A 24,561-nucleotide genomic window follows, 5' to 3' on the forward strand; every position below is an offset into this window, starting at 1 on the left:
TCATGAAAATGGAGTGCAAATAGATCTTTTTTTATCTTTTGTAATAAATTCGATTACCTCTGTTACTAATGCGTTCTCTTTAAAGGAACCATTTAAACTACTTATATTTTCCATTATATTTTTTGTTGCAAAGATTTTCTTATAAGCTTCGCTCAAACCTAAAATTTCTTTATTTTCGAACTTAGATCTTCTCAAACCAATCAAGTTTAACCCTTGTAAAGAATTTCTGTTACCAGTTGATAGTCCATAGGGTATAACATCGTTCAAAACACCCGTCATTCCACCAATCATTGCCATTTTACCTATTCTAGTAAATTGTTGGACTGCAGAATTTCCACCTATAACCACATTATCTTCTATTATGGCATGTCCACCTAAAGGTACATTATTAGCAATAATGACGTTATTTCCTACTAAACAATCATGCGCAACATGTGATGAAATCATAAAAAGACAATTATCTCCTATTAGTGTTTTTTCACCACCACCTATAGTGCCAGGGTTTATTGTAACATACTCTCTAATAGTATTTTTATCACCAATAATTAATCTAGTTTCTTCACCATTATACTTTAAATCTTGTGGGTCGTTACCAATGGATGCAAATGGATAAATTTTATTTTCTTTACCAATTTTTGTGTGTCCTGAAATATTAACATGAGACTGAATAATTGTATTTTCATCAATCTCTACATCTGGACCTATTACGGAATAAGCTCCTATTGTAATATTTGAAGAAATTTTAGCGTTTGAATCTACAATTGCGGTTTTGTGTATCATTGATTATCCTTAATAAATTTTTTTAAATCTCTAGCAGGGTAACCCATTACTTTAGAGTTATCTGGAATATTCTTAATAACCCCTGAACCACCACCTATTTGTACATTATTACCAACTTTTAAGTGACCTGATATTCCTGCTTGCCCACCAATCATTACATTATTCCCTAATGTAGAGCTTCCAGCAAAACCAACTTGACCAGCGATAATACAGTTTTCACCAATCTTATTATTGTGTGCTATGTGTACTTGATTATCTAAAAAAGTATTTTTTCCAATAATAGTATTCGATAGAGAGCCTCTATCAATTGTAGAACCACATCCTATTTCACAATTATCTTCAATTATTACGATTCCTATGTGGGGGTATCTAGTATTTCCATTTTTATTTGGGAAGAAACCAAAACCTTTTTTCCCAATTATACATCCATCTAAAATATAAACATTATTTTTAATTAAAGTATTTCTGATAATAACGTTAGATCCTATTGAGCAATTATCACCAATAATTACATTACTTTCAATTATTGAATTATGTCCTATTGAAGAATTAGTCCCAATTTTAATATTTTTTCCTACCAATACATTTTGGCCATGCTTTACAGTCTTATGTAAAATAGTTTTTTCAATATTATTAGTTTGAGGATCAAAGTCATCAGTAACAGAATCTGGATAAAATATTTTAGTAATCATTGCAGTAGAGATAAGGACATTATCAACCTCTATAGGTTTACAATTTTTTGGTAATATATTGGATAATTGTTTAGTTGTTATGCAATAAGCAGCTCTAGTGATTGAAGCCGCAGCTTCATATTTTTTTGAGTGAAAAAAGGTAATATCTGTATTTGATGCTGCAACAAGATCTTTGACATCTAAAATATTTGTTTCAATATATTTATATTTATTACTAATATTTGCAGAAATTAAAATGTCGTCAATTTTTATAGGACCTTTATTCTTAAAAAATGGATTAATCATTGATAAAGTTTTTTATCAAAGTTATTAATATTTACTTATCAACAATTATTACTAATTATTTTCGATCAACTATAGTTGCTGACCATTGGGCATCCGCCATTTTCTTACCTTCGACGAAAGCTTCTCCTTTATATTTCCATACTCTACCATGAGATCTAGTAGCTTCAATATTGAGTTCTAATTTACAGTCTGGAATAACAGGACTTCTAAATCTTGCTTTTTCAATACCCATTAAAAAAACAAGCTTATTTTCATAAGTTTCTTTATCAATACCATGAGCAGTAAGAGCTGCAGCTGCCTGCCCAAATGCTTCAACAATTAAAACACCAGGCATAACAGGGTTTCCTGGAAAATGACCCTGTAAAAAGAAACTATCTTTTTTAACATAAACAATAGCCGTTGCTGAAAAAAGTTTTTTAATATTAATTAACTCATCTATCAACAACATTGGCTCTCTGTGAGGCAACAAGTTTATTATATCATTTTTATTTAATTTAATTATCATTATAATTTAATATCGTTAATTTTAATATTTAAAATCTTAATAATTTCATTAGTTATGTCAAATTCATTAGCACCTAAAATAATATTTTTTTTTTCTAATAAAATTGAAATATTTTTTGACTTTACATAATCTTTTAATATTGGGTTAATCACATTTAATAATTTACTTGTATACTCTATTTTTTTATTTTCAAAATCCTTACGTTCCATATCTCTCATTTTTCTAAATTCATTAATTTCTTTTTTATGGGCCAATAAATTTTTATCGAATAGTTCAGGAGATATTATATTCTTTTGATTAATTAAGTCAGATTCTTTTTTCTTCAAATTATCTTGATTTTTTTTAATTTTAATAGTTTTAAATTCTTGTAATTGTTTTATTTTTTTATTTATATTTATACCAGCTTCTGATTGATTAATTAGTCTTTCCATATCAATGAAGAAAAAATCACTTGCTATCAATGGTGTAATATAAAAAAAAAAAAGATAATTTTTAATAATGTAAATTTTTTCATTAAAAAGAAGTGCCTAGATTAAATCTGAAGCCTTCAGTTTGGTCCGTTGGTGATTTAGAAATAGGTTGAGCAAAAACAAAGTTTAAGGGTCCTATGGGCGTAAGTATATCAATAGTAAGCCCTGTTGCAGATTTAATATCATTGGATTTATTTTCCAGAGAACTATTGTAATCAACCCCCCAAACATTTGCCACATCAAGAAATAAATTGAAATCAATATTTTGAAGTTGTGGTAAAAATTTAGGCAAGGTAGTTACTAAAGAAACTGAAGATGTATAGTTACCACCTATATAATCATTATTATCTTTAGGACCAATTTTTCCTGATTTAAAACCCCTTAATTCATTTTCCTTGATATTTATTCTTTTTGACACTCTAATATCATCTGATCCTAGAGAATTAATAGATTTAATCTTAAATCTTATAAGACCTATCATATTGTCTGTGATTTCTTTATACTTACTTATCTCGTAACTATTTACTAATGAATAGCTATTTGATAGCAGCGGTAATTGCTGTCTAAATATTGATAAATAGCCATTAGAAGGTTTAAAAGTTGAATTTCGCTGATCATACATGACAGCGTAATCTAAATTCACATCATAATAATCATCAGCTTGTTTTTTGAGCGCTGATGAAGCTATTGCAGAGGTCTCTAATTTTTCGTAGTTTAAGCTAATACTTGGAGAAAAAAATAAATTTTGTTTTTGTTCAAAGGCTGTTCCAAAAGAAATTCTATTAGATGAATTTTTAAAACCCGAAGTATTTAATAAATCAGTAACAGTTCTAGAAACATCACCATTTAGTGTATTGTTACTATATTTATAATTAGGTATTTCAAAACTAAGACCTCCATTAACACTATCAGATGCAATATTAATGCTTGTATTTGTTTTAATTCCTTTGCCATTAAAATTGCCTTCTTTAACACCAAAAGTTATAGTTGAACCGCTAGTTCCTACGCCAGCACCTGCTGAAATTTCACCACTGGGCCTTTCCTCTACAAATATGTCCATGATTTTATGAGTTTGATCTTTACTTTCAATTATCTCAAAATCAACTGAAGAAAATAAACCAGAGCTTTTAATGTTATTAATAGATTTTTTATTTAATAGTTCATTAAATGGATCGCCCTCATCTACAACTAACATGTTTCTTATAACTGTCTCTTGTGTGATGTCGTTACCATTAATGTTAATACGATCTACATAAAATTTTTTTGTTTCATTAACTATAATTGATACGTTCAATTTATTTGAATTAATTATTTTTTCATCAATACTGGCATTAATAAATTCATATTGTTTTGTTAGAGCTAAATTATCAATATCATCTAAGATTTGTTTAATCTTTTTAAATGAATAAGGTTGATTTTTTAATTCAATAAGTTTTTTATCAATTAATCGAAAATTTTTTTTATTATAATCAGCTGGAATATTAAGATTAAGGTCATTAAAATAAAATTTTGAACCTGAATTAATATTATAAGTTAAATTAAATCCACCATCGTCTCTAAAACTAACTGAAGAGCTGTTAATTTTTACATTATAATAACCATTATTAAGATAATAATTTTTTAATAAATTTTTATCTACTTCAATTCTTCTCGCATCAAGGTATTTTTTTCCTGATAAAAATTTCCAGAATTTACTTTCTTCAGAAATAATTAAGCTTTTAAGGAGATTATCTTTATAAACTTTTTCACCTGTAAAAAAAATATTTCTAATTAAAGCTTTTTGTCCAAGAATGATATCGTATGTTAGGTTTACTGAGTTATTGTCATTTTCTATTAATTCAACTTCTACTTTTGAAAAATAAAACCCTGAAAATTTCAAAAAATTATTAATTTTCAGTAAGTCTTTTGAAACATTGTCTTTTACATAAGAGCTTTTCTCTCTCAAAGACATTATTTCATAAAGTTGGTCTTGAAATTTAGATGTTTTTTTACCCGTAATATTAATTGTTTGAATAATTGGGTTTTCAATAACATTAATAGTTAAAATATTATCATTAAATTCAACACTAACATTTTTAAAAAAGTCAGTCTGATAAAGGTTTTTTAAGACTTCATTTAAGTCATCCTCATTAACATCTTGATTAATTTTTTTGTTAGAAAACAAAACAATAGTTTCATCAGCTATCCTAGAATTACCAATGATGGAAAATTTTTCAATTTTTTCAGCATAGGTATTGGTAATTAAAAAAATAATTATAAATAATGTACGTATAAATATATGCATAGAATTTATCATATACAATGTTCTAAAGTTTTCAATCTTACATATTTACTAAAACGTATAATTTCTTCAAAATTTTTAGGTGATTTATGTTTAAATTTTAAAATTTCTTTATAATTAAGAATCTTTTCTAAATTTTTTGATATTTCAGTAAATTTTATTTTTTTATTAATGAAAAGACTTACAAGCTCATCATTTACAGAGACTATGGCCGTTTCATATAGAGAATTTCTATTATCTAAATTTTCTAAAATTTTAATTGAAGGATATTTCTCTTTGGATATTAATGATAATGAGAGATTATTAAGTATTGAATAATTTATTTTATTTGTTTTTATTTCTTCATTATCATTAATAGAATTAAAAATTGGTATAGACATATTAGTATCGTGAATTAACATTTTTATTAAACCATTATTAAACTTTACAATTGCGTGTAAGTAAGACCTGGGGTGTATTAAAATCTTAAATTTTTTAATTGATATATTAAAAATTTTTTGAGCTTCTATAACTTCAAATACTTTATTCATCATAGTTGCAGAATCTATAGATATTTTTTTACCCATAGCCCAATTTGGATGTTTTAAAGCCTGACTTATACTTACATTCTTTAAATTTTTAACTGGAGTTTTTAAAAAAGGCCCCCCAGAAGCTGTAATAATTATTTCATCAATTGTATCTTTATTTGAATTATTTATCAGTGACCAAATCGAAAAATGTTCCGAGTCAACTGGTATAAAAATAGTTTTATATTTAATCAATTTTTGATTAATTAAATTCCATCCACATATTATGGATTCTTTATTAGCAATAGCAATTTTTTTTGTAAATTTTATTATATCTAACGTTGGTTTAAGACCCTCTAAACCAGAGATGGAGCTCATTGTATAATCAATCTTATTATTAAAAATTTTATTAAAACTATTAAAATCATTAAAAATATTAATTTTCTTATTAATTAATTTTTTTTTTAATAAGTTAAATTTTTTTTTATCAGTAACTATTAAATTTTTTACATTAAAAAACTTTGACTGTTTAATCAGTTCATTTATATTCTTATTGCTAGTTAAAAGAACTATCTTATATTTGTCTTTATTTTTTTTAAGAATTGCAATAGTTGTCTTTCCGATTGATCCAGTTGAGCCAAGTATTGCAATTTTTTTTTTCATATTTTAAGATAAATTAAATAATAAAACTCCAACTGGGATTGCAAAAATTATACCATCAACCCTATCAAGAAATCCCCCATGTCCTGGTAATATATTACTTGTGTCTTTAACTTTTGCTTTTCTCTTAAGATAAGAAATAAACAAGTCACCCAACTGTGTTATAAATGATATTAGCAATGTTATTAATGTTAATATTAAAAGATCATATTCTATATATTTTTCATAAAAAAGTGGAATTAAAGAAAATGAAAAAATAAAAGAACCAATAGATCCAGATACAGTTTTTTTAGGACTTATTTTTGTAAGTTTTTTACCTTTAAAAATTTTTCCGACTACTAGTCCACCAATATCAGATAATATTGCCACAAGCACCGTATACAAAAGATATATTTTTAAATCTTTATAATGAGATTCTATTGAAAAAATTAGATAAACTAAAAATGATAAATATAATAATGAAATTAATTTATATAAAAATCTAAAAACTTTATCTTTAATAGAATTTTTTTTAAAGATTTTTGATATTAATGCATAAAACTCTACCCAAATAATTATAGCAATCGTAATTAACGTTACTACCATTATATAAGAATATAAAAACATGGCTGTAAGTAGAGAGGTTAAAACTAATGAGGTAAATATTCTTTTTCTTAATTCAGAATTCATTTAACAGATCCAAAATTTCTTTTTATAATTTTAAAGCTATTCAGAATAATTCTAAAATCTTTTTTATTAAAATCAGGCCAAAGTTTTTTTTCAAAAAAAATTTCTGTATATGCCATTTGCCAAAGCATAAAGTTGCTTAATCTTTTGGTGTTCCCTGTTCTTATTAGTATATCTGGATTTGTAATCTTGTTAGTAAATAAATTTTTATCAATATTTTTTTCATTTATTATCAATTTTTTTTTATTAATTAATTTTATTGCTCTTAGTAGTTCACTTTTTGATCCATAATTTAACGCAATATTAACCTGAATTAATTGATTTTTTTTTGTTTTTTTTTCAGATAACTTTATTAAATCTTTAAGTGCTGATGGTAATTGATTTAATTCACCAATAAAATTAAGTTTTATTTTTTTTTTTATTATATTTTCAATTTTGTGTTTTAAAAAATTCTGTAATAAATTGAATAAAAAATCTATTTCTTTTTTAGGTCTTTTCCAATTTTCAGTAGAAAATGTATAAAGTGTCAAATATTGTATTTTTTTTTCAATACACTCTTCAATAATCGTTTCAACTGTATTCAAACCTGCCCTATGACCAGAATTTCTTGAACCTTTGTTTTTAATGCCCCATCTGCCGTTTCCATCCATAATGATGGCGACATGTTTGATTGGGTTCATATGGTCATTATTTCTTTTTCTTTAGCTTCAACTTTTTGGTCTATTGTTTTAATGTGGTCGTCTGTAAATGTTTGTACATTTTTTTCATTTTTTTTTTCATCATCTTCGCTAATTTCTTTATTTTTAACTAGATTTTTTAATTCATCATTAGCTTCACGTCTTATGTTTCTAATTGAAATTTTGCATTTTTCACCAATTGACTTTATAATTTTTTTAATTTCTGCCCTTCTCTCTTCATTTAAATCTGGCACAGGTAATCTAATCAATTGACCATCTATTTGAGGATTTAAACCAAGCTCAGATTTTTTAATAGCAGTATCTACTAATGGAACATTATTTAAATCCCAAACTTGTATATTAATTGTTCGTGCATCAGGGGTTGTTATGCTTGATACTTGATTTAATGGCATTACTTGACCATAAACATCTACTTTAACAAGATCTAACATTGATGCGTTAGCCCTTCCAGTTCTTAGCGAAGTTAGTTCTTTTGAAAAAACCTCAATGGTTTTATCCATTTTCTGGCTGTATAATTTATCATTAAACATTTATTCACCTATTTTAATTCTATAGAAGTCATTAATTTTTAGATCTGATATATTAAGATCTTTTAATACTTCTTGTACTTTCTTTTTAGGTTCCATTACCCAGGCTTGAGTAAGTAAGGCATTATCTTGTTTAAATTTAGTCATTTTACCAAGGCTAATTTTTTGCACAATATCATCAGATTTTCCTGAATTTTTAAGCTCTTCAGTAACAAGATCTTGCTCTTTTTTAAGGATGTCTTTATCAATTGATTCTGAATTTAAAGCCAAAGGTTTAGATGCAGCTATATGCATGGAAAGTTGTTTACCAAAAGCTTTGACAGCATCTCCATCATCAGATGTTTGAATGGATATTATAACCGAAAGTTTAGACAGATTGTCTTTAACCACTGTGTGTAAGTAATTAAAATTTTTAGTTCCAGGTTGGTTAAATGTTTTTGTTTTACCAATTGTTATTTTTTCGCCCATTTTTGATATCAGCGAAACAAGGTTGTCTTCAACAGTTTGATCATTTGACATTTTAGATTTATTCAATTTTTCTAAGTCAGAGTCATTTTCGTTATTAAGTTCACTTAATTCTTTGGCAAATGAAACAAAATCATCATTTTTAGCAACAAAGTCTGTCTCACAATTTAATTCCAGAACTGAAATTTTATTTACATCTCCAGAAGTTGCAATAACACCTTCTTTTGCATCTCTAGACATTTTTTTAGAAGCTTTAGAAATTCCTTTAACTCTTAAAATTTCCACCGCTTTATCTAAATCTCCATCAGACTCTTTTACTGCTATATTACAATCTTTAAATCCAGCGCCTGTTGCTTCTCTCAATTGTTTTACTTTTTGTAAGTCACTCATATTAGTTTAGTTTTTCCTTTTCGTGTTTTGAAAATTTAGTGTCTAATTTTTCTCTATCTAGTTCTTGAATGGTCTTAGTGGATTTTTCATTAGGTGTTGATTTAAGGTCTACAGCATCTGGTTTTTCTTCTGCTTTTGATGGTGTAGCTATTTTTGCATTTTCAATAGTTTCTTTAATTAAATTACAATAAAGATCAATTGATCTTCTTGCATCATCATTACCTGGGATTGGAAAGTCTATTCCATCTGGGTTAGAGTTACTGTCCAAAATAGCCATAATAGGTATACGTAACTTTGATGACTCTGCTATAGCTAAAGATTCATAATTTGTATCAATAATAAATACTAAATCTGGAATTTTTTTCATATCCGCAATACCACCAAGTGATCTTTCAAGCTTGTCTTTTTTTACACTCATTTTAAGAAGTTCTTTTTTGGTAAAACCTCTATTTTCAGCCACAAGATCAGCTTCATATTTTTTCATTTTTTTAATCGATCCAGAAATTGTTCCCCAGTTTGTTAACATTCCTCCTAGCCATCTATAATTTACAAAATATTGTCCAGTTTCCTTTGCAACTTCTGCAATAGCCTCTGATGCTTGTTTTTTCGTAGACACAAAAAGAATTTTACCATTATTGGCGATCGTATTATAAACTTTTTCTAAAGCTACATTTGTTAACTCCAATGTTTGGGTTAAATCTATAATGTGAATTGAATCTCTTTTTCCAAAAATATATTTTTTCATTTTTGGATTCCATCTTAAGGTTTTGTGACCTAAGTGAACGCCTGCTTCTAGTAGTTGTTGGATAGTTAGACTTGGTATTTTCATATTTATTCCCGGTTAAGCCACCACAGTAATTTCCATTTAAGGACCGGAGGTATAAAACCACAAACTGTGTGCGTGTTAATTTAATTTAATAGTTATTTACAAATTATTTATTGAATAAACAAGTCTTTTTTAATGAATAATAGTAGAAATATCATTGTTTCTTAAGATATTGATGGTTTTCCTATCAATAAGACGTTTATTTTTAAGTTTGAATGTAATCTCGTTGCTTTCATTGTTGATATTGATTCTTACCTCAGTTGTACCCTCTTCATTAACTAAATCAGATATTTTATCGATGTCTTTAATTGATTTAATATTAAATACAATTTCATTAACAGGCTTATTAAAGAGATCTTTAAGAGATGATATTTTTTGAACATTTATTCTTTTAAACTTGTTCTCATCGTTAGAAATGGTTTTGCTCAAGGTTATGATTAAAGAGCTACCCTCAACTAAAGCCTCTCTATTCAATTCCAAAATATCAGAAAAAATAAAAAGCTCAAAAACACTAGTTAAATCAGTAAACTTAATAACACCGTATGAATTACCTTTTGCAGTTTTCCTTTCGGTAATTTTTAAAAGTGTGGCTGCAATATTTGCATCTTTTAAAGTATCGTCTAGATTAAATTTTGCGTAATCAACTATTTTATAATCATCAAAAATTTCTTTAAATTGATTTAAAGGATGGTCAGATATAAAAAAACCAATAGCTTCAAATTCTCTTGATAATCGATCTTCAAATTTCCAGTCATCGATATTAAGAACTATTTCATTATCTTGTTCTTCATCAGTGCCAAAAAGATCAATTTGATTTGCTGCTTTGTTTTCATAAATATTTTTTGTCTTTAAAATAAAATTTGGAATTGAATTAAATAATGCTTGCCTATTGTTATCTATATTATCAAAGGCTCCTGCTTTAACTAAACCTTCTAATTGGAGCTTATTAATATCTTTAGGTTTAACTCTATTTAAAAAATCATTTATAGATTTAAATTCACCATTTTCTTTTCTTTCTTTAACAACATTTGATATCGCTTCATAACCAACACTTTTAATTCCACCAAGCGCATAATAAAAGTTATTCTCATCAAACTGAAAATCTGCAAAGCACTTGTTAATATCAGGTCGTATAACTTTAATGTCAATTCTTTTAAGCTCTTCATGAAATTCGCCCAATTTGTTTTGATTTGAAATATCCATTGTCATGGATGCAGAAAAAAACTCTTTAGGATAATAAGTTTTTAAAAATGCCGTTTGATAAGAAATTATAGCATAAGCCGCAGCATGACTTTTGTTAAATCCATATTCAGCAAATGGTTCAATTTTTAAAAATATACTTGCTGCAACATCTTTACTAATTCCATTTTTAAGAGCACCAGCAATAAATCCCTGTTTCTGCTTTTCTAGTTCAGCTCTTTTTTTTTTACCCATAGCTCTTCTTAAAATGTCAGCTTCACCTGCGGTAAAACCTGATAGTTTTTGTGCTATTTGCATTACCTGTTCCTGATAAATAATAACTCCATATGTAGGTTTTAAAATATCCTCAAGTAGTGGGTGTAAGTAATCAGGTGTTTGTCTTTCATGTTTACAGTCATTATAAACTGGTATGTTGCTCATGGGTCCTGGACGATAAAGAGCAACTAGTGCAATAATATCCTCAATATGATTGGGTTTCATCTTTAATAATGCTTCACGCATACCCGCACTTTCCACTTGAAATAATCCTACAGTGTTACCAGAAGATAAAAGTTCAAAAACTTTCTGATCATCAAAGTCTATATCTTCAATTTTAAAATTTTTAACTTTTTTATTAATCAACTTTTGTGTTCTATTAATTACAGTTAAAGTCTTTAATCCTAAAAAATCAAACTTGATTAGGCCAGCATTTTCTGCTGAATACATGTCAAATTGTGTAGACGGTAATAATAAATCTGCTGCAGCATCTTTGTATAAAGGCACAACTTCTGTTAATTTTCTATCAGCTATAACAACACCTGCTGCATGAGTTGCTACATTTCTATTCAAACCTTCTAATCTTAAAGAAAGATCAGTTAATTTTTTTACACGAGGATCTTCATTGATTAATTTTTGAAGTCTTGGTTCGCTATTAATACACTCAGTTAAACTTTGAGGTCTAGATGGATCAAAAGGTATCATTTTTGAAATACTATCTACAAAACCATATGGCAAACCTAATACTCTACCAACATCCCTAATAACCATTCTTGCTTTTAATTTTCCAAATGTAATTATATGAGCAACACTATCTTTATATTTTGTAGTTAAATATTTAAAAACAAGATCTCTTTTTTCTTCACAAAAATCTATATCAAAGTCAGGCATTGACACACGGTCAGGATTTAAAAATCTTTCAAAAATTAAATTAAATTTAATTGGGTCAACATCTGTAATAGATAAACACCAGGCAACAAGTGAGCCTGCCCCAGAACCTCTACCTGGTCCTACTGGAATATCGTTACTCTTAGCCCATTTAATGTAGTCAGATACGATCAAAAAGTAACTAGGGTATTTCATTTCAATTATAATTTTTAACTCATGGTCTAGTCTGTCCTTATATTTCAAAAATTTATTATCAGTTTCTAAGTTGCTTTCCTCAATCTTAAAAACTTTAAGAAATTTTTCTTTCAATCCATCTAATGAATCATTTTTAAGTATTTCATCAGCACTACCTCCTTTTTCAGAACTAATATTTGGAAGTACAGGTTTGGAAAATTGTGGTCTAAAATTACATTTAAATGGCAAATTGAAGTTATTTTCTAAAGCTTCTGGAAGATCAGAAAATAGTTTTGACATTTCTTCATTCGATTTAAAGTAATGCTGGTTACTATATTTAATTCTATTTTTTTCATTAACATAAGTTTTAGAACCAATGCAAGTTAACGCATCATGTGCTTCGTGCATGTCAGGTGTTAAATAATAAACTTCATTAGTAGCAATAATTGGTATTTTAACTTTTAAAGATTGTTCTAAATTGAATTTTTCAAAAGCAATTTCATTTTGATCACCGTGCCTTTGGATTTCTAAATAAAAATTATCATTAAATTTTGATGATAAACTCTTATATAGTTTAGATATTTCGTCTAAACGGCCTTTTTCAAATAATTTACCAAATAAACCTTGGATAGTTCCAGAAAGTAAGGACACACCCTCTGTATCAATTAAAAGTTCCTTAATATCTAAATGAGGGTCTGATAAAGCATCATTTTCAAGGTAAGATCTTGAGGAGAGTTCTATGATTTTCTTATATCCGTTTTCGTTAAGAGCTATCAAGGGTAATAGTCCTGTCGTATCTTCAAATCTAAAGTAAATTTGAGTGCCAATAATTGGTTGTGTACCAACCTTAGAAATATTTTCAGCAAACTCCAATGCACCACATAAATTAGATGTGTCTGAAAGACCCAAACAAGGTATTTTTTTTTCTTTACAAAAATCTTTTAAATTATCAATTTTAATAGCTCCTTCACAGATTGAGTACTGTGTGTGAATTTTTAAATGATTAAAATTTTGATTATTTAATTCTGGCATTGATAGTTCTTATATTACCATCAATCATTTCTAATTTGCAATCAGCCATATTTGCAAAAAATCTATTGTGAGTTGCATAGATTATTAATCTATTTTTATTTTTCAAATTATACAAAACATTAAAAACCTCTTTGGCCGTAGTGTGATCTAGACTGCCAGTAGGCTCGTCTGCTAATATAATTTCAGGTTCGTTAATAAGTGCTCTAGCCATAGCAATTCTTTGCATTTCACCCCCTGATAATTCCGAAGGAAAATGTGACTCACGTGATGAAAGACCCATTGTTTTTATAATTTTTTTAGCTCGATTGATTGAATTCTTTTTGTCATTGGTTAAAGCTAGGCCAGCTAAATAAACATTTTCTAATGCAGTAAAATCTGGAAGTAAATTATTTTGTTGATAGATAATACCAATTTTACTTGATCTAATTTTATCATTTTTTGAATTATCGTTAAAGTTTACTGGTGTATTACCAATTAACAAAGAGCCATTAGTAGGCTTATCTATCATTGATAAAACATTTAGTAATGTAGATTTTCCCGATCCAGATGGACCAACTAGAGAATAAATCTTACCTTTTACAAAGGAATAATTGATTTTTTTTAAAACATTTATTTTTCTATTGTTAGAAAAAGATTTTGATATGTTCTTTAATAATATCAAATTATTCATACTTAAGTCCTTTAACTGGGTCTAATTTTGAAGCTTTTATTGCAGGAAAAATTGAAACGATAATTGTTATAAAGATCGAACAAAGGGAAATAATAAAAATTGAAGTTGAGTTGATTTCTGAAGGCATTGTGCTTAAAAAATAAATCTCCTCAGGAAACAAACTAATATTAAAAGTATTGCTTAAAAATTCTCTCAAGTTTTCTATATACAATGAGAACATTACACCTAAAAAAATTCCAAAGAATGTTGCTGAAGTTCCAATAATAACTCCAACAAGAAAAAATATCTTAACAATGGATTTATTTAGGACGCCGATAGATTTTAATATAGCTATATCTCTTGTTTTATTTTTAACCAGAATTGTAAGCCCAGAAATAATATTAAAAGCAGCCACTATAATAATCAAAGATAAGACTATAAACATTACATTTCTTTCAACCTTTAAAGCAGAAAATAATGAGCTATTCATATCGGCCCAACTATATACAAATTCATTTTTGAATATTTTTTGTATTTTATTTTTTTCTTCTTCAATATTAGATGGGTTATTCAAATAAATTTCTAGGTTACGCTTTTCTTTTTTAAGATTAAAAAAGTTTTCCAATGTGTCTAAATTTATGAAAGCTATGTTGGCATCAAAATCAGCTAAACCACTATCAAAGATTGAACTAATAATAAAAGTTTCTTGTCTAGGTAAGCTTCCTATAATCGTTTCTATGCCTGCTGGAGACATAATTGATACTTTATCACCTACACCAAGATCTAAATTAAAACTTAATTCTTTACCTATTGATATTGAATTCTTTGTTAATTGACTTGATTTACCAATTAAGTTTCCTTTTTTTACAACATCAAGTTTTAGAAAGTTTTCATTGCTATAACCTCTTAAAATTAGGCCTTTAGTGTAGTCTTTGCTAATGACAATTGCTTCACCAGAATTACTAAGTATTAATTCTTCTGAAATTAATTTTAAATTTTCATTATTTAATTGTTCTAGACCAATAGGGCTCTCATATGGTTTAACGGTAACATGAGCATTAAATCCTACAATCTTATTAATTAACTCAGTTCTAAAGCCATTCATAACGGACATCACAATAATTAACACTGCAACTCCTAAGCTAATTCCAATAAATGAAAAAATAGATATTATATTTAAAAAACCGTCTTTTTTTCTGGTTTTTAGATATCTAAGTGTAATTTCTTTTTCTAATGCAGAAATCAATTTTTTAATTTTTGTTCAGTTAAAATTTGAGTTATTTGATCTATGGTTAAACTTTTGGGATCTTTTCCGATTTCTTTAAACTCAAATAAATCACCATCTGAATTTTTTCCTAAAATTATTTGATAAGGCACACCTATCAAATTAAATTTTTTAATTTTTGATGAAAGATTTTCATCCATATCATCAATAATAGTATCAATATTTTTACTTTCAAAATGCTTAAAAAGTTTATTTGCTTTGTCTAATGCTGATGTGTCATTTTTATTAATCATGGGTATTATGGCAAGCTCATATGGTGCCACAGAGAATGGCCATTTCATTACTTCTTCTTTTTCATCATATTTTGCTTCAATAATTGCACCAACTAGTCTTGATACACCAATTCCATATGATCCCATTTTAACAAAGTCTTTTTTACCACCTGGAAGGTCTACAGCTGCATTTAAAGCTTTTGAATACTTATCTCCAAAATAAAAAATGTGACCTACTTCTATGCCTTTTGTAATAAGTCTATTTTCTTCAGATACTTTTTCTTCAAATTCATCTTTATTAAATTTTTCATCAGCTACAGCATAATATTTTTCATATTTTTTTCTTAAATCTTGTAAAGATTGTCTATCCATTACAGATCCTTCACATTCTAAATCAAAAATTCTTTTATCAGTAAAAATTTTACTTTCACCAGTGTCTGCTAAAATAATAAATTCATGAGAAAGGTTTCCACCAATTGGTCCCGTATCAGCTGCCATTGGTATTGCTGAAAGTTCCAATCTTTTAAATGTTTTTAAATATGAAAAAAAGAATTTATTATATGAGAAAGCAGCATCTTCATCATTTACATCAAACGAATATGCATCCTTCATATAAAACTCTCTACCTCTCATTATTCCAAATCTTGGTCTAACTTCGTCTCTAAATTTCCATTGTATGTGATACAATAATTGAGGTAATGATTTATAAGATTTAACACTAGATCTAAATATATCTGTAACTAGCTCTTCGTTAGTTGGACCATAGAGCATCTCTCTACCTTGTCTATCTTTAATACGAAGCATTTCATCTCCATAGTCGTCGTAACGACCGCTTTCTTTCCAAATATCACTAGGTTGGATAGTTGGCATAAGTATTTCTTGAGCACCAATTTTGTTCTGTTCTTCTCTAACTATTTGTTCAATTTTTTTCATCACTTTAAAACCTAAAGGTAGCCATGAGTAAATACCTGCAGAAGATTGCTTAATCATTCCAACCCTTAACATTAACTGGTGTGATTTAATTTTTGCTTCTGATGGGTTGTTTTTTAATATTGGTATGAATGATTTTGAAATGTGCATTTTTAGCTAATTATATATCTTAAATTTAAATATTCATATTTTATCAATAAATAAATTATCACGAAAATAACAGTTGTAATACCAGTACAATAAATAAATTTTTTTAACATTTTAGGATTTTCTGGAGAACCAGCGTCTTCACCTTCAATTTTGACAGATTTTAGTCTATTTACATCAATTGGAAGAATTGTAAAAAAAACTATCCACCAAATTATAATGTAGATTATAGCAAGGCCTGTTGCGCTCATCTAGATTCTTACTAGATTGATATTTATAAATGGTCTTTTACCAGTCAATTCTTTGGCACATTTTCTACATGTAATTTTTAATGCATCAATTAAATTATATTCTTGTTTTTTGCTTTTTGTAGAAAAGGTTCTAGTTGTTTTTTCTATTGCCTCTTCTAATTCATAGATGAATTCATCAGCATCATAAACAGGCAACCCTCTAAAGGTTAATACAGGTCTTTTATGAATATTACCCTTCGCAGTAATTAAAATAGTAACCTCCATATATCCATTAGCAGCTATATTTTTTCTATCTTTAATTGATTGAGCATCTTCTTCGACACTCATATTTCCATCTAAATAAAGTCTACCACTTGGAGCTTTATCAAAAACATGAGGTTTACCTGGAGCTAATTTTACAATATCACCGTTTTCTACTTGAACCGGGTGTGGAACTTTCATTTCATGTGCGAATTTCATATGTTCAATCATGTGCCTGTGTTCTCCATGAACAGGAACTGCACATTGAGGTTTAACCCAATCATACATTTCTCTTAGATCATCTCTATTTGGGTGGCCAGAAACATGAACAAATTCACTTTCCTCTGAAATAACTTCAATACCATCCCTAACTAATTGATTTTGTAATTTGTATAATTTTTTTTCATTACCTGGAATAATTTTAGATGAAAAAATAACAGCATCATCTTTTTCGATGAATACATCTGGATGAGTATAGCTTGAAATTCTCATTAGTGCTGCCATGGGCTCACCCTGACTACCGGTACAAAGGTAAACTATTTTTTCCCTAGCAATTTTTTTTGCTTCACGTGCATCTATAGGTTCAATAACATTTTTTAAATAACCACATTGTCTTGCAGCTTTAAATATTCTATGCATAGATCTTCCTACTAGGGATATTTGTCTACCAGTTTTTTCCGCACAATAAAAAGCTGTTTCCATACGTGCAACATTTGATGCAAAAGAAGCCATAACAATTCTTTTTTTAAGGCTACCCATAATATTTAATAAACTTTTTCTAACATCTAGCTCTGAACCAGCTTTTCCCATACTAAATACATTTGTTGAATCACAAACCATAGCAAGGACACCTTCTTTACCAATTTCTTTAAGTCTGTCCGAATTTATTTTTTCACCAATCAATGGTTCTGGGTCAATCTTCCAATCTCCCGTATGTAGTATTACACCTGCTGGAGTTTCAATTCTAAGACCATTAGGTTCAAGAATTGAGTGAGTTAACGTGATGTACTCTATTTTAAAAGGATCTAAATCTACTGTTCCATTTAATTGAACTATTTTTAGATAATTAGTTGCATCAATATTCTTTTCTTTAAGTTTTTCTTTTATTAAAACTGCAGTAAATGGAGTTGCGAAAATTTTACATTTTAATTGAGGCCAAAGGTGTGCAATTGCACCAATATGATCTTCATGTGCATGAGTTAAAATAATTCCTAAAAGGTCTTCTTTTTTATCAACTATAAATCCAGGATCTGGGTAAATAAGATCAATCCCAGGTAAGGTATCATCAGCGAATGTAACTCCAATATCAACCATGATCCATTTATGCTTACCTGGTTTACCATAGGCAAATAGGTTCATGTTCATGCCAATTTCTCCAGACCCTCCTAGAGGGCAAAATAATAATTCATCTTTCATATTTATTTAATTAAAGTAGTGGCTCTGATTAGGCCGTTAATTGTAATGTCTCTATTTAATGTAACTTTCGTTTTTGTTGAATTTTTGAATAAACTAGAAAATCCTCCAGTAATTATAATTTTAAAGGACATCTTGGTCTCTTTCTTAATTAAATTAACAATATTGTCAATTAAACCCTCATAGCCCCAAAAAAAACCAGCTCTAACAGCACTAATAGTGTTTAGCCCAATAACTTTATTTGTTTTTTTTAAATTAATCTTTGGAATTTGTATTGCTTTGTCCGTCAATGAATCAAGTGAAAGCTTAACGCCAGGTGCAATAACACCACCATGATAAGTATTTTTAATCAATACATCAAACGTTGTTGCTGTTCCAAAATCTAAAATTATAAAATTATCTTTATTGTTAATGGTACCAATTGCATTAGCCAATCTATCTGAACCAATTTGTTTATAATTAACTTTAATCTTAACCAATTTATTTAACTTAAGCTTCTTAAGCTCGTGACACTTAATTTTATAAGTTTTATTAAAAAAGTTTTTAATTTCATTAAATGATCTTGGTACAACACTGCAAAATAAACACTTATTAATTGATTTGTCTTTTAAGCCTAGACCAAATAAAGATTTATTAAGTAGGGATTGACTTATTTTTTTTGTTAATAAAGTAACTCTTTTAATAATAATATTTTTAGAGTTTACCAAACAAATTTTGGTTTCTGTATTTCCTATATCACCAACAATAATCATTTTAAATTTCTATCTAAGTTTTTTATATTAAATTTAGAAAACATTGGAATAAAAGTTTCATAAATTTTTTTTAGCTTTAAAGCAGCATTATTAGGGTTAATTTTGATACCTGTTAAGTCGAAAAGATTTGTAGTCAAATAATTGTTTATAGCTGGACTCTTAATTAAATTTACACCCACTCCAATAACAATAAATTTTTCACCAGATTTGGTTAATATTTCCTGCAAGATTCCTGAAATTTTCATTTTTTTTATCATCAAATCATTTGGTTTTTTAATTGTAATTTTACCATTATAAAAATTTGATAATAATTTTTTAACCAAAAGACAGTTTACTTTTGTCAAATCTTTCAATGTTAATTGGACTTTGTTAATTTGAAAAAAAATACTAATGAATAAATTTCCTTTAAAAGAAGCCCATTTTTTCCCATATTGACCTCTTCCCTTTTTTTGTCTCTCAGCAAATACAATTCCTGATTTGTTATTGGTATTTTTAATTATTTGTATAGCTAGATCGTTTGTACTATTTACAATTTTAAAATTGAACTTTTTTAATTTCATTAAATAATATTAATTCTAGATACAATTTCAACTAATTTGCTTGGAAAAATAAAGTATAAAAGAATTAATAATGTTGAAAAAGTTAGTGATCCTTTTAACCAAATATTATGATCAATGTCGTAACCTTCCTTTTCTTTATCAAAGTAAATAACCTTGATTATTTTTAGATAATAAAAAGCAGCTATTACTGTAGATAAGAGACCTACAATGGCCAAGAAGTACATTGACTGCCCTATAACAGCCTTAAAAATATAAAATTTTGCAAAAAAACCAGCTAATGGAGGAATTCCTGCTAATGAAAAAAGGATAGCTAGTAATGATAAGGATAAAATTGGATGATTTTTTGATAACCCTGATAAATCATCTACAGTCTCATAGTACACATCATTTCTCTTTAACATGAGCAAGCAACTAAAAAAAGCAAGATTCATCACCAGGTATATCGACATGTATACAATAGAACTTTGAATACCTTCGTTTGAACCAGTAGACAAACCAGCTAATGCATACCCCATATGACCAATTGAGCTATATGCAATCAATCTTTTGAGATTATTTTGACCTATTGCAGCAATAGCTCCAAAGATCATAGACGCAATTGATAAAAAAATTAATATAGGTTGCCATTGATCGATCATATTAACAAAAGGAACATATAAAAATCTTATGAATACAGTGAGTGCAGCAACTTTTGGCACAATTGCAAAAAATAGTGTAACTGCAGTAGGAGAACCCTCATATACATCTGGTGCCCACATGTGAAATGGTACAGCTGATATTTTAAATGCTAAACCAACAAGTATAAAAACAATTCCAAAAGTTAAACCGTAATGAGAAGAGTTCATTAAGTCACCAATAACATTAAAATTAGTTGATCCTGAGAACCCATAAACTAAAGAACATCCATATAATAATAATCCTGATGATAAAGCGCTTAAAACAAAATATTTTAGTCCAGATTCAGATGACTTTAATTGATCTCGATTAAATGATGCCAAAACATATAAAGCTAAAGATTGCAACTCAAGACCTATATAAAAAACCATAAGATCATTTGAACTGATCATTACCATCATACCTAAAATTGAAGAAAGGATCAAAACAGGATATTCTATTAAAAAAATCTTAAATATTTTTAGATATCTTGTTGAGATAGATAAAACAAATGCACCTCCTAAAATAGTAAGTATTTTCATAAATGAAGAAAGATTATCCACAATGTAACCATCGTTAAATAGTGAAATATTTTGATCTAATGGATTATTAAAAATTAAAATACCAGTAATCAGTAAAGAACCTACTGCAAGATTGTGAACAATATTTGAGCTATTTTTTTTGTACACACCAAGAAGCAATAAAAACATTATAGATAAAGAAATAAAAATTTCAGGTAGTATAAAGTTTATGTTATCCATTAATTTTGTACCTCAGTTATATTTATATTTAAGTTAAAATTGTACATCTCGATTAAATCTTTTACAGAAATTTCAATTGTATTAATAAGAGGCTCTGGATAAAATCCAAAAAATAAAACTGGTATTGCTAAACACCACAAAATAAATTTTTCCGAGTTATCAAGATCAGGCATTTTTAAAAGTTCTTTATTTTTAACCTCTCCAAATACAACTCTTCTATATAGCCACAACATGTATGCAGCGCCAAAAATAACACCTAAACTTGCTATAACTGCTACTAAAAAATTGTCTTTAAATGCGCCCATTAGTATTAAAAATTCACCTATAAAACCACTAGTACCAGGCAAGCCTAATGCAGCTAAAGTGAAAAGCATAAATAATATTGAATATTTAGGCATAACCGAAACTAAGCCACCATAAGTTGCTATCAACCTGGAATGCATACGATCGTAAACAACCCCAACACATAAAAACAATGCTGCCGAAACCAAACCATGACTTATCATTTGAACTATACTTCCTTCAATACCTTGTTGGGTAATTGTAAAAATACCCAATGTAACAAAACCCATATGCGCAACTGAAGAGTATGCTATTAATTTTTTCATATCTTCTTGCATCAACGCGACAAGAGATGTGTACACAATAGCAATCAAACTCAAAGTGTAAACTAGCGGAGTAAACAATTCGGAAGCTACTGGAAAAAGTCCTAAAGAAAATCTAATAAAACCATATCCAGCCATTTTAAGTAATATAGCTGCCAGTAAGACTGAACCAGCAGTTGGAGCTTCAACGTGTGCATCTGGCAACCAAGTATGTACAGGCCACATTGGTGTTTTGACAGCAAAGGAACTAAAAAAAGCTAACCATAATAAATTTTGATATTTGGTGTCTATACCAAGTTCATAAAGCTGAGTTATATCTGTGGTTCCTGATATCCAGTAGATCGAAATTATAGCAATTAACATTAAAACAGAACCAAGCAAAGTGTATAAGAAAAATTTAAATGCCGAATATACTCTTCTTGTTCCACCCCATATTCCAATTATTAAAAACATAGGTATCAAACCAGCTTCAAAAAATAAATAAAATATAACAAGGTCAAGCGAGCAAAAAACTCCAATCATCAAACTTTGCATTACCAAGATAGCAATTAAAAAATCTCTTAGTCTGTCTTTAACTGTATTGTTAACTGAGATTATGCAAAGTGGAGTTATCAGTGAAGTTAGAACAATAAATAAGATTGATATTCCATCGATACCTACTTTGTAATTAATAAATCCTTTTAACCACTCTCTATCTTCAACAAACTGAAAGTTAGATGTGGTTGGGTCGAACTGATACCAAAGATATATAGAAATTAAAAAATTAACAAAAGAAGTAAATAAAGCTACATATTTTCCTGTATTAGAATTTTTATCTTTTGAAAACAATAAAAATAAAGATCCAATTATAGGAAGTAATATTAAAGATGATAAGATTGGAAAGTTCATTATTTCAAAATCAAAAAAGTTAATAATGCGGAAAAACCTAACAATATCATAAATGCATACTGATAGACAAATCCACTTTGAAACTTGCTTGCTTTTATAGATAAATTCTTAATTAGTGAAGAAACTCCATCAGGTCCAAATTTATCAATAATTTTAACATCTACAGCCTTCCAAAAAAAGATTCCTATTTTTTTTGAAAATTTAATAAACAAAACATTGTAAAGTTCATCGAAATACCATTTATTTATTAGAAAATTGTGTAACGGCTTATTTGATTGGGCAATTTGATGTGGAATATTTTTATCTTTAACAAATAAATAATAAGCAACCGGAATAGAGCTTAACACAAGTGCAGGTGTTGTTAAAAGAAACCATAAAGGAGGATGTTCTGTGCTTAATGGATTTAAAAATTTAATTGAATCTCCCCAAAAACTATTTTCACTACTATGACCAATAAATAAATCTTTAAATAAAAAACCAGCAAAAATAGCTCCAATAGCAAGTATAAATAAAGGCAAGAGCATCACCAATGGGGACTCGTGCATTTCATGAATATTGGTTTTTTTATTATTATAGTCACCATGAAATGTTTTAAAAATTAATCTCCAAGAATAAATTGAAGTTAAAACAGCAGTCAAAATTCCTATGCCAGCAGCATAATATCCAGTTGTGTTTCCCTTGAGATACGCAAATTCTATAATTGCATCTTTTGAATAAAAACCAGATAAAAATGGAAACCCAGTAAGAGCCAATGTTCCAATAATCATAAATGCATAAGTGTATGGAAGTTTTTTATAAACACCTCCCATTTGGTTAATATCTTGCTCATCTTTAAATGAGTGAATTACTGAGCCAGAACCTAAAAAAAGTAATGCTTTAAAAAAAGCATGAGTAAATAAATGAAACATTGCAACATTATAAGCACCCACTCCTGCAGCGAAAAACATATAACCAAGTTGACTGCAAGTTGAATATGCGATTATTTTTTTAATATCAGTTTGTACTAAAGCTACTGTTGCTGCAAAAAAAGCAGTAGTCATTCCAACAATTGTAATTATATTTAGTGTAAGGGGTGAATATTCAAAAATTGGAGAGCATCTTACAACTAAAAAAACACCAGCAGTAACCATTGTAGCTGCATGAATTAAAGCTGAAACAGGTGTGGGGCCTTCCATTGCATCTGGCAACCAAGTGTGTAAGAAAATTTGTGCTGATTTACCCATGGCACCTATAAATAAAAGAATACAAATTAAATCGATTGCTCCGACATTCATTCCTAAAAATAAAAGTTTTTTTTCAACAATTTGTGGGATTTGATCAAAAACTTCTACATAGTTTACAGTGCCAAATAAATAAAAAATTAAAAAAATTCCTAAGGCAAAACCGAAGTCACCTACTCTATTTACTACAAAGGCTTTTATAGCAGCTGCATTTGCTGTTTCTTTCCTAAACCAAAAGCCAATCAAGAAATATGAGCAGAGTCCTACACCTTCCCATCCGAAAAATAACTGAAGGAAATTATCAGAGGTAACCAATGTTAACATTGAAAAAGTAAAAAGTGATAAGTAAGCCATGAATCTTGGCTTATGTGGATCGTGAGACATATAGCCAATTGAGTAAATATGAACTAAAGCTGAAACTAAAGTTACAACAACAAGCATTACAGATGATAAAGCGTCAACTTTAATGGACCAATTAACATCTAAGGTTCCAGAGTTAATCCAAGTTGCTACAACTACATTATTTTCATATCCGTTAACAATAACTTGATAGAATAATATAATTGAAAGAAGTGCTGAAACTGACACAAAAAGACTAGTTACAATTTCTGAATTCCTATCACCTAAATATTTACCAAAAAAACCTGAAATTATTGAGGCTAATAAGGGAAGAGATATTAAAGCTAATTCCATA

22 protein-coding genes are annotated in these 24,561 nt (G+C 28.1%); all 22 read right to left on the reverse strand.

The window, feature by feature from the left end; genetic code table 11:
- Entirely contained in the window at positions 1-780 is a 780-nt protein-coding gene (gene lpxA, locus ABXT39_RS03710; protein ID WP_415295904.1) for an acyl-ACP--UDP-N-acetylglucosamine O-acyltransferase, read from the reverse strand.
- Positions 777-1,757, reverse strand: a complete 981-nt coding sequence (lpxD, locus tag ABXT39_RS03715; RefSeq protein ID WP_415295905.1) for a UDP-3-O-(3-hydroxymyristoyl)glucosamine N-acyltransferase — start codon at positions 1,755-1,757, stop codon at positions 777-779. The genes lpxA and lpxD overlap by 4 nt, the downstream gene beginning before the upstream one ends.
- Positions 1,758-1,812: 55 nt before the next feature.
- Complete coding sequence (fabZ, locus tag ABXT39_RS03720; RefSeq protein WP_415295906.1) at positions 1,813-2,262, reverse strand: 3-hydroxyacyl-ACP dehydratase FabZ; 450 nt, start codon at positions 2,260-2,262, stop codon at positions 1,813-1,815.
- Positions 2,262-2,723, reverse strand: a complete 462-nt coding sequence (locus ABXT39_RS03725) for an OmpH family outer membrane protein (protein ID WP_415295907.1) — start codon at positions 2,721-2,723, stop codon at positions 2,262-2,264. Before ABXT39_RS03725 ends, fabZ begins: the two co-directional genes overlap by 1 nt.
- A 52-nt stretch (positions 2,724-2,775) precedes the next feature.
- Complete coding sequence (bamA, locus tag ABXT39_RS03730) at positions 2,776-5,016, reverse strand: outer membrane protein assembly factor BamA (protein ID WP_415295908.1); 2,241 nt, start codon at positions 5,014-5,016, stop codon at positions 2,776-2,778.
- An 8-nt stretch (positions 5,017-5,024) separates the two neighbouring features.
- The gene (locus ABXT39_RS03735; protein ID WP_415295909.1) at positions 5,025-6,182 is read right to left on the reverse strand and encodes a 1-deoxy-D-xylulose-5-phosphate reductoisomerase; all 1,158 of its coding nucleotides are present in this window, start codon (positions 6,180-6,182) and stop codon (positions 5,025-5,027) included.
- 3 nt (positions 6,183-6,185) lie between these two features.
- On the reverse strand, positions 6,186-6,848 hold the full coding sequence (locus tag ABXT39_RS03740; RefSeq protein WP_415295910.1) for a phosphatidate cytidylyltransferase: 663 nt from the start codon (positions 6,846-6,848) through the stop codon (positions 6,186-6,188).
- Positions 6,845-7,525, reverse strand: a complete 681-nt coding sequence (gene uppS / locus ABXT39_RS03745) for a polyprenyl diphosphate synthase (RefSeq protein ID WP_415295911.1) — start codon at positions 7,523-7,525, stop codon at positions 6,845-6,847. Before uppS ends, ABXT39_RS03740 begins: the two co-directional genes overlap by 4 nt.
- Complete coding sequence (frr, locus tag ABXT39_RS03750; RefSeq protein WP_415294328.1) at positions 7,522-8,073, reverse strand: ribosome recycling factor; 552 nt, start codon at positions 8,071-8,073, stop codon at positions 7,522-7,524. Before frr ends, uppS begins: the two co-directional genes overlap by 4 nt.
- Positions 8,074-8,925, reverse strand: a complete 852-nt coding sequence (gene tsf, locus ABXT39_RS03755; RefSeq protein ID WP_415294329.1) for a translation elongation factor Ts — start codon at positions 8,923-8,925, stop codon at positions 8,074-8,076. It lies immediately after the preceding gene.
- A 1-nt stretch (position 8,926) separates the two neighbouring features.
- Positions 8,927-9,754 carry a 30S ribosomal protein S2 gene (gene rpsB / locus ABXT39_RS03760; protein ID WP_415294330.1) on the reverse strand — a complete coding sequence of 276 codons (828 nt, stop codon included), beginning with the start codon at positions 9,752-9,754 and terminating at the stop codon, positions 8,927-8,929.
- A 129-nt stretch (positions 9,755-9,883) separates the two neighbouring features.
- Positions 9,884-13,300 (reverse strand): DNA polymerase III subunit alpha, encoded by a 3,417-nt coding sequence (dnaE, locus tag ABXT39_RS03765; protein WP_415294332.1) that lies wholly within the window; start codon positions 13,298-13,300, stop codon positions 9,884-9,886.
- Complete coding sequence (locus tag ABXT39_RS03770; RefSeq protein WP_415294334.1) at positions 13,284-13,970, reverse strand: ABC transporter ATP-binding protein; 687 nt, start codon at positions 13,968-13,970, stop codon at positions 13,284-13,286. Before ABXT39_RS03770 ends, dnaE begins: the two co-directional genes overlap by 17 nt.
- Positions 13,963-15,195, reverse strand: coding sequence for an FtsX-like permease family protein (locus ABXT39_RS03775; RefSeq protein ID WP_415294335.1), 1,233 nt, complete (start codon positions 15,193-15,195; stop codon positions 13,963-13,965). The genes ABXT39_RS03770 and ABXT39_RS03775 overlap by 8 nt, the downstream gene beginning before the upstream one ends.
- Positions 15,192-16,526 (reverse strand): proline--tRNA ligase, encoded by a 1,335-nt coding sequence (gene proS, locus ABXT39_RS03780; protein WP_415294337.1) that lies wholly within the window; start codon positions 16,524-16,526, stop codon positions 15,192-15,194. The genes ABXT39_RS03775 and proS overlap by 4 nt, the downstream gene beginning before the upstream one ends.
- Positions 16,527-16,528: 2 nt before the next feature.
- Complete coding sequence (locus tag ABXT39_RS03785; protein WP_168606347.1) at positions 16,529-16,774, reverse strand: DUF1467 family protein; 246 nt, start codon at positions 16,772-16,774, stop codon at positions 16,529-16,531.
- On the reverse strand, positions 16,775-18,430 hold the full coding sequence (locus ABXT39_RS03790) for a ribonuclease J (protein ID WP_415294338.1): 1,656 nt from the start codon (positions 18,428-18,430) through the stop codon (positions 16,775-16,777). It lies immediately after the preceding gene.
- A gap of 2 nt (positions 18,431-18,432) precedes the next feature.
- Positions 18,433-19,179 carry a type III pantothenate kinase gene (locus ABXT39_RS03795; RefSeq protein WP_415294340.1) on the reverse strand — a complete coding sequence of 249 codons (747 nt, stop codon included), beginning with the start codon at positions 19,177-19,179 and terminating at the stop codon, positions 18,433-18,435.
- Entirely contained in the window at positions 19,176-19,739 is a 564-nt protein-coding gene (locus ABXT39_RS03800) for a biotin--[acetyl-CoA-carboxylase] ligase (RefSeq protein ID WP_415294342.1), read from the reverse strand. Before ABXT39_RS03800 ends, ABXT39_RS03795 begins: the two co-directional genes overlap by 4 nt.
- Entirely contained in the window at positions 19,739-21,154 is a 1,416-nt protein-coding gene (gene nuoN, locus ABXT39_RS03805) for an NADH-quinone oxidoreductase subunit NuoN (RefSeq protein ID WP_415294344.1), read from the reverse strand. The genes ABXT39_RS03800 and nuoN overlap by 1 nt, the downstream gene beginning before the upstream one ends.
- On the reverse strand, positions 21,154-22,647 hold the full coding sequence (locus ABXT39_RS03810; RefSeq protein ID WP_415294345.1) for an NADH-quinone oxidoreductase subunit M: 1,494 nt from the start codon (positions 22,645-22,647) through the stop codon (positions 21,154-21,156). Before ABXT39_RS03810 ends, nuoN begins: the two co-directional genes overlap by 1 nt.
- On the reverse strand, positions 22,647-24,560 hold the full coding sequence (gene nuoL, locus ABXT39_RS03815; protein ID WP_415294346.1) for an NADH-quinone oxidoreductase subunit L: 1,914 nt from the start codon (positions 24,558-24,560) through the stop codon (positions 22,647-22,649). Before nuoL ends, ABXT39_RS03810 begins: the two co-directional genes overlap by 1 nt.
- Position 24,561 lies beyond the last annotated feature (1 nt).

The sequence above is a fragment of the Candidatus Pelagibacter sp. Uisw_113 genome (genome assembly GCF_047717815.1).
GTDB lineage: Bacteria > Pseudomonadota > Alphaproteobacteria > Pelagibacterales > Pelagibacteraceae > Pelagibacter.

Excerpts from the sequence above, each read along its gene's own strand:
- ABXT39_RS03740 (WP_415295910.1), bottom strand. The coding sequence starts at position 6,848 with ATGAATTCTGAATTAAGAAAAAGAATATTTACCTCATTAGTTTTAACC.
- ABXT39_RS03770 (WP_415294334.1), bottom strand. The coding sequence starts at position 13,970 with ATGAATAATTTGATATTATTAAAGAACATATCAAAATCTTTTTCTAAC.
- frr (WP_415294328.1), bottom strand. The coding sequence starts at position 8,073 with ATGTTTAATGATAAATTATACAGCCAGAAAATGGATAAAACCATTGAG.
- ABXT39_RS03810 (WP_415294345.1), bottom strand. The coding sequence starts at position 22,647 with ATGAACTTTCCAATCTTATCATCTTTAATATTACTTCCTATAATTGGA.
- dnaE (WP_415294332.1), bottom strand. The coding sequence starts at position 13,300 with ATGCCAGAATTAAATAATCAAAATTTTAATCATTTAAAAATTCACACA.
- ABXT39_RS03735 (WP_415295909.1), bottom strand. The coding sequence starts at position 6,182 with ATGAAAAAAAAAATTGCAATACTTGGCTCAACTGGATCAATCGGAAAG.
- ABXT39_RS03785 (WP_168606347.1), bottom strand. The coding sequence starts at position 16,774 with ATGAGCGCAACAGGCCTTGCTATAATCTACATTATAATTTGGTGGATA.
- lpxD (WP_415295905.1), bottom strand. The coding sequence starts at position 1,757 with ATGATTAATCCATTTTTTAAGAATAAAGGTCCTATAAAAATTGACGAC.
- ABXT39_RS03795 (WP_415294340.1), bottom strand. The coding sequence starts at position 19,179 with ATGATTATTGTTGGTGATATAGGAAATACAGAAACCAAAATTTGTTTG.
- tsf (WP_415294329.1), bottom strand. The coding sequence starts at position 8,925 with ATGAGTGACTTACAAAAAGTAAAACAATTGAGAGAAGCAACAGGCGCT.
- nuoN (WP_415294344.1), bottom strand. The coding sequence starts at position 21,154 with ATGGATAACATAAACTTTATACTACCTGAAATTTTTATTTCTTTATCT.
- uppS (WP_415295911.1), bottom strand. The coding sequence starts at position 7,525 with ATGAACCCAATCAAACATGTCGCCATCATTATGGATGGAAACGGCAGA.
- lpxA (WP_415295904.1), bottom strand. The coding sequence starts at position 780 with ATGATACACAAAACCGCAATTGTAGATTCAAACGCTAAAATTTCTTCA.
- ABXT39_RS03800 (WP_415294342.1), bottom strand. The coding sequence starts at position 19,739 with ATGAAATTAAAAAAGTTCAATTTTAAAATTGTAAATAGTACAAACGAT.
- proS (WP_415294337.1), bottom strand. The coding sequence starts at position 16,526 with ATGCACATTTCAAAATCATTCATACCAATATTAAAAAACAACCCATCA.
- ABXT39_RS03790 (WP_415294338.1), bottom strand. The coding sequence starts at position 18,430 with ATGAAAGATGAATTATTATTTTGCCCTCTAGGAGGGTCTGGAGAAATT.
- bamA (WP_415295908.1), bottom strand. The coding sequence starts at position 5,016 with ATGCATATATTTATACGTACATTATTTATAATTATTTTTTTAATTACC.
- rpsB (WP_415294330.1), bottom strand. The coding sequence starts at position 9,754 with ATGAAAATACCAAGTCTAACTATCCAACAACTACTAGAAGCAGGCGTT.
- fabZ (WP_415295906.1), bottom strand. The coding sequence starts at position 2,262 with ATGATAATTAAATTAAATAAAAATGATATAATAAACTTGTTGCCTCAC.
- nuoL (WP_415294346.1), bottom strand. The coding sequence starts at position 24,560 with ATGGAATTAGCTTTAATATCTCTTCCCTTATTAGCCTCAATAATTTCA.